The sequence below is a fragment of the Allokutzneria sp. A3M-2-11 16 genome, from assembly GCF_024213555.1.
Lineage (GTDB): Bacteria > Actinomycetota > Actinomycetes > Mycobacteriales > Pseudonocardiaceae > Allokutzneria.
The window spans coordinates 1-5,447 of sequence record NZ_JANAVO010000039.1; the positions used below are offsets into that span (position 1 = coordinate 1).

The window sequence follows — 5,447 nt, forward strand, 5'->3', positions numbered from 1 at the left end:
GGATGGTGTGCGTGTGTTCTTTGAGAACTCAACAGTGTGCCGATGTAAGCCAGTGAGCTTATATAGATTGAACCCCTTAAGGGTTCCTTTGAGATGATTGATTTGCCAGTTATCTAGGCTAGATCTCGTCTCTTCATTCATTGATGGAGAGTTTGATCCTGGCTCAGGACGAACGCTGGCGGCGTGCTTAACACATGCAAGTCGAGCGGTAAGGCCCTTCGGGGTACACGAGCGGCGAACGGGTGAGTAACACGTGGGTAATCTGCCCTGCACTCTGGGATAAGCCCGGGAAACTGGGTCTAATACCGGATATGACCTGCTACCGCATGGTGGTGGGTGGAAAGTTCTGGCGGTGCAGGATGAACCCGCGGCCTATCAGCTTGTTGGTGGGGTAATGGCCTACCAAGGCGACGACGGGTAGCCGGCCTGAGAGGGCGACCGGCCACACTGGGACTGAGACACGGCCCAGACTCCTACGGGAGGCAGCAGTGGGGAATATTGCGCAATGGGCGAAAGCCTGACGCAGCGACGCCGCGTGAGGGATGACGGCCTTCGGGTTGTAAACCTCTTTCAGCCATGACGAAGCGCGAGTGACGGTAGTGGCAGAAGAAGCACCGGCCAACTACGTGCCAGCAGCCGCGGTAATACGTAGGGTGCGAGCGTTGTCCGGAATTATTGGGCGTAAAGAGCTCGTAGGCGGTTTGTTGCGTCGGCCGTGAAAACTCAGGGCTTAACTCTGAGCCTGCGGTCGATACGGGCAGACTTGAGTTCGGTAGGGGAGACTGGAATTCCTGGTGTAGCGGTGAAATGCGCAGATATCAGGAGGAACACCGGTGGCGAAGGCGGGTCTCTGGGCCGATACTGACGCTGAGGAGCGAAAGCGTGGGGAGCGAACAGGATTAGATACCCTGGTAGTCCACGCCGTAAACGTTGGGCGCTAGGTGTGGGGGACTTTCCACGTCCTCCGTGCCGCAGCTAACGCATTAAGCGCCCCGCCTGGGGAGTACGGCCGCAAGGCTAAAACTCAAAGGAATTGACGGGGGCCCGCACAAGCGGCGGAGCATGTGGATTAATTCGATGCAACGCGAAGAACCTTACCTGGGCTTGACATGCGCTGGAAACCGGTAGAGATATCGGCCCCCTTGTGGCCGGTGTACAGGTGGTGCATGGCTGTCGTCAGCTCGTGTCGTGAGATGTTGGGTTAAGTCCCGCAACGAGCGCAACCCTCGTTCCATGTTGCCAGCACGTAATGGTGGGGACTCATGGGAGACTGCCGGGGTCAACTCGGAGGAAGGTGGGGATGACGTCAAGTCATCATGCCCCTTATGTCCAGGGCTTCACACATGCTACAATGGCCGGTACAAAGGGCTGCTAAACCGTGAGGTGGAGCGAATCCCAGAAAGCCGGTCTCAGTTCGGATCGGGGTCTGCAACTCGACCCCGTGAAGTCGGAGTCGCTAGTAATCGCAGATCAGCAACGCTGCGGTGAATACGTTCCCGGGCCTTGTACACACCGCCCGTCACGTCACGAAAGTCGGTAACACCCGAAGCCCATGGCCCAACCCAGCAATGGGGGGGAGTGGTCGAAGGTGGGACTGGCGATTGGGACGAAGTCGTAACAAGGTAGCCGTACCGGAAGGTGCGGCTGGATCACCTCCTTTCTAAGGAGCAACTCACTTCCATGCGCACTCCGTGGAGAGCGTGTGGGGTGTCCGGTCAGTTGTCACCCGCCTGTGGTGGCCTGCCGGGTGCTCAAGGAATTGTGGAATCACTGGCGAAAATCCTGTCGGAGTCTCGCGACGAGGCCCGCTAGTACTGCTCATGTGTGAACGTGGGTGTGGAACGTGGTGGTTGAGTGGTGGGGGCATGGTCAGGGTGTGCGGCACACTGTTGGGTCCTGAGGGAACACGCGAGTGTTTGTCTCTGGATGAGGTAGCAAGTCTGATCTCGCGTGGGTGGTAAACCGGCGGATGTTGTCCGAGTAGGTGTCACTGGGTGCGTGGGGTTTGGGTTGTTCTTTGAGAACTGCACAGTGGACGCGAGCATCTTTGTGGTCAAGTTGTTAAGGGCATACGGTGGATGCCTTGGCACCAGGAGCCGATGAAGGACGTGGAAGGCTGCGAAAAGCCTCGGGGAGCTGCCAATCGAGCTGAGATCCGAGGGTGTCCGAATGGGGAAACCCAACCGGAGTCATGTCCGGTTACCCGCATCTGAATCTATAGGGTGTGTGGAGGGAACGCGGGGAAGTGAAACATCTCAGTACCCGTAGGAAGAGAAAACAACCGTGATTCCGTGAGTAGTGGCGAGCGAAAGCGGATGAGGCTAAACCGTGCGCGTGTGATACCCGGCAGGGGTTGCGTGTGCGGGGTCGTGGGACCTACTGGATCGGTCTGCCGGCTGGTCGTGGAGTAAGAAAATACTGTGGTTAGCGGAACGTGTCTGGAAAGCGCGAGCGTAGAGGGTGAGACTCCCGTACGTGAAAGCCCGGTATCTCCATGGGTAGTTATCCCAAGTAGCAGCGAGCCCGTGAAATTCGCTGTGAATCTGGCGGGACCACCCGCTAAGCCTAAATACTTCCTGGTGACCGATAGCGGACTAGTACCGTGAGGGAAAGGTGAAAAGTACCCCGGGAGGGGAGTGAAAGAGTACCTGAAACCGTGTGCCTACAATCCGTCAGAGCCTGGTTTTTGGATTGGGTGATGGCGTGCCTTTTGAAGAATGAGCCTGCGAGTTAGTGGTACGTGGCGAGGTTAACCCGTGTGGGGTAGCCGTAGCGAAAGCGAGTCTGAATAGGGCGAACTGTAGTCGCGTGCTCTAGACCCGAAGCGGAGTGATCTACCCATGGCCAGGGTGAAGCGACGGTAAGACGTCGTGGAGGCCCGAACCCACTTAGGTTGAAAACTGAGGGGATGAGCTGTGGGTAGGGGTGAAAGGCCAATCAAACTCCGTGATAGCTGGTTCTCCCCGAAATGCATTTAGGTGCAGCGTCACATGTTTCGTGCCGGAGGTAGAGCACTGGATGGTCTAGGGGGCCTACAAGCTTACTGAAATCAGCCAAACTCCGAATGCCGGTACGTGAGAGTGTGGCAGTGAGACTGCGGGGGATAAGCTTCGTAGTCGAGAGGGAAACAGCCCAGAACACCAGCTAAGGCCCCTAAGTGTGCGCTCAGTGGGAAAGGATGTTGGGTCGCTTAGACAACCAGGAGGTTGGCTTAGAAGCAGCCATCCTTTAAAGAGTGCGTAATAGCTCACTGGTCAAGTGGTTCAGCGCCGACAATGTAGCGGGGCTCAAGCGCACCGCCGAAGCTGTGTCATTCACATATGTAGCCCGGCTGCAGGACTTGATCCTGTGGTCCAGGTGTGTGGATGGGTAGGGGAGCGTCGTGTCACCAGGGAAGCAGCGGTGGAAACCAGCTGTGGAGGTGACGCGAGTGAGAATGCAGGTATGAGTAGCGAAAGCAGAGTGAGAAACTCTGCCGCCGGATGACCAAGGGTTCCTGGGCCAGGCTAATCCGCCCAGGGTAAGTCGGGACCTAAGGCGAGGCCGACAGGCGTAGTCGATGGACAACGGGTTGATATTCCCGTACCCGTGTGGATGCGTCCATGGCGAGGTCAGTGATGCTAACCGCCCAAAGCTTCTGGAGTCTTCGGACGAGAGGAGTGGAGCGCGGGATCCGAGCTGGTAGTAGTCAAGCGATGGGGTGACGCAGGAAGGTAGCTCCGCCAGTCAGTGGTGATACTGGTGTAAGCGTGTGGCCCGGACAGTAGGCAAATCCGCTGTCCATGTAGGGTGAGGCGTGATGCGTAGCCGATTGAGGCGAAGTAGAGTGATCCTATGCTGCCGAGAAAAGCCTCTAGTGAGTGTCCATGCGGCCCGTACCCCAAACCGACACAGGTGGTCAGGTAGAGAATACCAAGGCGATCGGGTGAACTGTGGTTAAGGAACTCGGCAAAATGCCCCCGTAACTTCGGGAGAAGGGGGGCCGGGTGGCCTGAAACTCTTAACGGGTTAGGGCTGAACGGCCGCAGAGACCAGGGAGAAGCGACTGTTTATTAAAAACACAGGTCCGTGCGAAGTCGCAAGACGATGTATACGGACTGACGCCTGCCCGGTGCTGGAACGTTAAGGGGACCGGTTAGTCCATTTCGGTGGGCGAAGCTGAGAACTTAAGCGCCAGTAAACGGCGGTGGTAACTATAACCATCCTAAGGTAGCGAAATTCCTTGTCGGGTAAGTTCCGACCTGCACGAATGGCGTAACGACTTCTCCGCTGTCTCAACCACAGGCCCGGCGAAATTGCACTACGAGTAAAGATGCTCGTTACGCGCGGCAGGACGGAAAGACCCCGGGACCTTTACTATAGCTTGGTATTGGTGTTTGGTTCGGCTTGTGTAGGATAGGTGGGAGACTGTGAAGCTTCAACGCCAGTTGAGGTGGAGTCGTTGTTGAAATACCACTCTGGTCGTACTGGATGTCTAACCTCGGTCCATGATCTGGATCAGGGACAGTGCCTGGTGGGTAGTTTAACTGGGGCGGTTGCCTCCCAAAGGGTAACGGAGGCGCCCAAAGGTTCCCTCAGCCTGGTTGGCAATCAGGTGTTGAGTGTAAGTGCACAAGGGAGCTTGACTGTGAGACCGACGGGTCGAGCAGGGACGAAAGTCGGGACTAGTGATCCGGCACTGGCTTGTGGAAGCGGTGTCGCTCAACGGCTAAAAGGTACCCCGGGGATAACAGGCTGATCTTGCCCAAGAGTCCATATCGACGGCATGGTTTGGCACCTCGATGTCGGCTCGTCGCATCCTGGGGCTGGAGTAGGTCCCAAGGGTTGGGCTGTTCGCCCATTAAAGCGGCACGCGAGCTGGGTTTAGAACGTCGTGAGACAGTTCGGTCCCTATCCGCCGCGCGCGTTGGATACTTGAGGAAGGCTGTCCCTAGTACGAGAGGACCGGGACGGACGAACCTCTGGTGTGCCAGTTGTTCCGCCAGGGGCATTGCTGGTTGGCTACGTTCGGAAGGGATAACCGCTGAAAGCATCTAAGCGGGAAGCTCGTTCCAAGATGAGGTATCCCACCACCTTGAGTGGTTAAGGCTCCCAGTAGATGACTGGGTTGATAGGCCAGAGATGGAAGCACAGCAATGTGTGGAGTTGACTGGTACTAATAGGCCGAGGGCTTGTCTACAAAGATGCTACGCGTCCACTGTGCGGTTCTGGGAGAACAACCCGGAACCAAGACCGGGTCACCTGTGACCTCACCCCGATTGTGGGGGTGGGTGTCGGGGGAGACCGGGGTGAGTCTTGGTTGTGTGTGGTTGATATTTCCATAGTGTTTCGGTGGTTATGGCGGAGGGGAAACGCCCGGTCCCATTCCGAACCCGGAAGCTAAGCCCTCCAGCGCCGATGGTACTGCACTCGTGAGGGTGTGGGAGAGTAGGACGCCGCCGAACAAT

Annotated in this window: 3 rRNA genes; all 3 read left to right on the forward strand. The window is 57.1% G+C overall.

The features are described from left to right. Window positions 1-140: 140 nt before the first annotated feature. The 3 genes from NLX83_RS40710 (at window position 141) to rrf (ending at window position 5,444) form a co-directional block, all read left to right on the forward strand. Window positions 141-1,660, forward strand: a 16S ribosomal RNA gene (locus NLX83_RS40710). Between the two features lie 391 nt (window positions 1,661-2,051). Next, window positions 2,052-5,179 (forward strand): 23S ribosomal RNA (locus tag NLX83_RS40715). Between the two features lie 148 nt (window positions 5,180-5,327). Beyond that, window positions 5,328-5,444: ribosomal RNA gene (rrf, locus tag NLX83_RS40720) — 5S ribosomal RNA — on the forward strand. The 16S, 23S and 5S rRNA genes sit together here, the layout of an rRNA operon. The last annotated feature ends 3 nt before the right edge of the window (window positions 5,445-5,447 follow it).